The sequence below is a fragment of the Massilia sp. P2_C2 genome (assembly GCF_056404615.1).
The window spans coordinates 1-3,091 of the sequence record NZ_JBFUDR010000491.1 but is presented as its reverse complement, the minus strand read 5'-3'; the positions used below and the strand labels follow the sequence as shown (position 1 = coordinate 3,091).

The following is a 3,091-nucleotide window of genomic DNA, read 5'->3' as shown; positions in this document are numbered from 1 at the left end:
CTGTTCATACTGTCGCAACTGTCCTCGCTGGCGCATAACGGCAGCGATGGCGCACGCGAGGTTTTGGGCCGCCTCCTCGGCCCGCACCTGGCCAGCCCCGACAGCGCGCTATGGCTGCCCGGCCGTGCGCTTCTGGGTGCGCCGACCCCGCTGCTGGGCGCCGTGCTGCTGGCCGGGCTCGCGTTCGCGCTGACGCTGGGCCGCACGCATCGCTTCTTCGTCCATGGATTGCAGCAGGCGGCGAGCACGGACCGGGTACGGGCCCGTCCCGCCGGCGCGCTGCGCTTTCACTTTCGCCGCAGCCTGTTCGATACCGTCGTCGTCAAGGAATGGCGCCTGATCGCGCGCGACCCGCACCTCATCGCACAGGTGCTGTTGCAGTTGATCTATCTCCTGCCATTGCTGATCCTTATCTTGCGCAACGACACGGCCGGCCCCGCCCTCGGCGCCGGCCTCACGATGTTGTGCTGTTCGCTGACGGGCAGTCTGGCGTGGATCATGCTTTCGGCTGAAGATGCGCCCGATCTGCTGCTGTCGGCACCGGCAACATGGCGCACGTTGCAGTTGGCCAAGCTGGCCGCCGCGACGATGCCTGCCCTGCTGATCGTCGCGCTGCCGCTGCTGTGGCTGACCGTACATGCGCCGCTGGCCGGGCTGCTGGTCGCCTTCACGGTCTCCGCCGGCGTGCTGAGCACGGGTCTGATCGTACTGTGGACCGGCCGGCCGGCGCCGCGCAGCGATTTCAAGATGCGCGGAAAAGGGAACTTTCTGTGCACCATGTTGGAATTGATAAATAGCCTTTGCTGGGCCGGACTCAGCTGGGCGCTGGTCGCGCTGGATGGAGAGAACACGGCATGGATGCTCCCGCTGGCCGCGCTGGCGCTGGCTGGTGGGCTCGGCATGCTGCGGTTCGCCCGGTTGCAGCGGCGGCGCCCCTTGTGAGAGGCAGCGCACGACCCTCCGCTGCGAGACGTGTTATCTTTTGATTACTAACGATTGGACGAGGCAACTATGTTAATTACTTTCAAATCCAAGGCTTATCCGAACGTCATGATGTACCAGGATCACGCCAAGCGTATCCTCGACCTCTTGCACAAGGACAGTGAACGCGGCGTGATTACCGCCGAGGAAGCCCCGCAGGCCGTCAAGCTGCTGGAAAACGAGATCGAGGAAAGCCGCAAGAGCCAGGTCACGGACGAAATGGAACAGGACGTGAAAGCGCATCACGGCGACGTCGAAGACGCGGAGCATGAGGCGATCGAAGTCGTGACCTTCTCCACCCGTGCCTTCCCGTTGCTCGAAATGCTGCGCGCCGCGCGCGATCATCAGGCCGACGTACTCTGGGGCGTCTGAGCCCGTCAGGTCAGGACGGTTCCCGCGCCAGTTCGGCCGCCAGCAGCGCGACGCGGCCCTTGCCCTTGCGCTTGGCTTCATACATCGCCTGGTCGGCGCGTGCCAGCAGGCGGGCCGGGTCTTGCGCCTCACGCGGCAACTGCAGAGCCACACCGATGCTCGCGCCCATCTGCACACTGATGCCGGCCAGCGTATAAGGCCGGGACAACTGGTCGAGCAAGACATGCGCCTTGTTCTCCGCGTCCTGCGCATCGCTCAATAGTTCGAGCACGACCACGAATTCGTCGCCGGCCAGCCGGGCAGCCATGTCCGTCTCTCGGATGCCGTTCAGCAGACGCATGCCGAACTGGCGCAGCAATTCGTCGCCTTCTTCATGGCCGTGCGTATCATTGACGAGCTTGAACCCATCCATGTCGACGAACAGGACCGCGCATGGACGGTCCAGGCGTGCCGCCCGTGCCATTGCCTCGGGCAACATCTGCATCAGCGCACGCCGGTTCGGGAGACCGGTCAACACGTCACGCATCAGTAATTCCTGCAACTCGGCCGTGCGCGCGGCCACGGCATCCTCGAGTTGCGCGTTCATCCGCTCCAGCGCATCACGGTGCCGGCGTTCGCTGGCGATGAGATCCCGCATCGCGACGGACAAGACCCGAACCTCGTGGAACCCGTTCACTTCCGGTATCCTGGCCTGCGTGCCGGGCGCATGAGCAATGTTTTCGATGGCAGCGCTCAGCACCTTGAGCGGCGCCGCAATGCGCCGCGCCAGCCATGTTGCGGCGCCCGCGAGCATGGTGCCGAGTCCAAGACACAGCCACAAGGCGCGCCGTTCCAGGTCATGCGCCGTCGCCATCGCCGCGGTTTCGGTCTGGCGCACAAGCACCGCCCAGCGCAGGCCGGCACGATCACGGCCGCGCCCGGTCTGGCTATACCCCGTCATGTACATGCGGCCGTCGGGCCAGCGCTCCTTGACGGCGCCCGTCCCGCCTTCGAAAGCACGGCGCATGCTCTCGGTCGAGACTGGCTTCTCGAGGATATCCTGCGGCCCGAGCAGCACGACGCCATCGTTACGCACGACGATGATTTCGGCGCCGGTGCCGCGCAACGCAGGCGTCAGCAGGTTCGTAGCCAGCGTGCGCACCCATTTCCAGCTCAGGTGAATCGCGAGAACACCGCGAAATGTACCGTCCGGATTCTGCACCGGTCCGGCCACGTCGACAAAGCGCCATGGATCGGGCGTACGCGGCAGCAGACTACCCAGCATGGTGGCCGGGTGGTAATCCTCCGCGACCACGTTCAACTGCCCGGCGTGGAACCAGGGACGCGCCGTGACATCGCGATTCTCCAGCAATCCGCCCGTCGCGGCCAGCACGCGCCCATCCGCCCTGGCGATGCCGATCCACGCATAGTCGGGAAAATCATGCTGAAAGTTCTCGAGGACGTGTCTGAGCGCAGCCGGATTGGTGGGGGTGCGGACGTCCGACAAGCTCGACAGCAGCGTAACGTCGCGGACAGCCTGGTCCATTGTCCGGTCGAGGGAATCGCGCATCTGCCAGGACAGTTGTTCCAGCCGCAACCCAGCCTCATCGGTGGCGTGGCGAAAGGCGAAGTGGTCGACGAGGCTCAGTTGCAGAAACGCCGTGATCACTACCGTGACGCATGCGAACGACACCATCAACGCCGCAAGCCGGAAAGGCCTGCTCCGCCAGGGGCGTGTCTTGGTATCGCTGTCAGCGCT

General features: G+C 65.0%; 2 protein-coding genes and 1 pseudogene. 2 read left to right on the top strand and 1 reads right to left on the bottom strand.

The features are described 5' to 3' along the window. Window positions 1-942: pseudogene (locus AC1DYX_RS29905) on the top strand (putative ABC transporter permease subunit); the annotation flags it as partial. 69 nt (window positions 943-1,011) lie between these two features. Continuing rightward, entirely contained in the window at window positions 1,012-1,353 is a 342-nt protein-coding gene (locus tag AC1DYX_RS29900; protein WP_477265660.1) for a DUF1840 domain-containing protein, read from the top strand. A 10-nt stretch (window positions 1,354-1,363) separates the two neighbouring features. On the opposite strand, the gene AC1DYX_RS29895 is transcribed toward AC1DYX_RS29900, so the two are convergent. Then, window positions 1,364-3,091, bottom strand: a 1,728-nt coding sequence (locus tag AC1DYX_RS29895; RefSeq protein ID WP_477265658.1) for a sensor domain-containing diguanylate cyclase, incomplete at its 5' end; no start/stop codon positions are given.

What these genes read in the sequence shown, in the direction of transcription:
- AC1DYX_RS29900 (WP_477265660.1), top strand. Translation starts at nt 1,012, where the DNA reads ATGTTAATTACTTTCAAATCCAAGGCTTATCCGAACGTCATGATGTAC.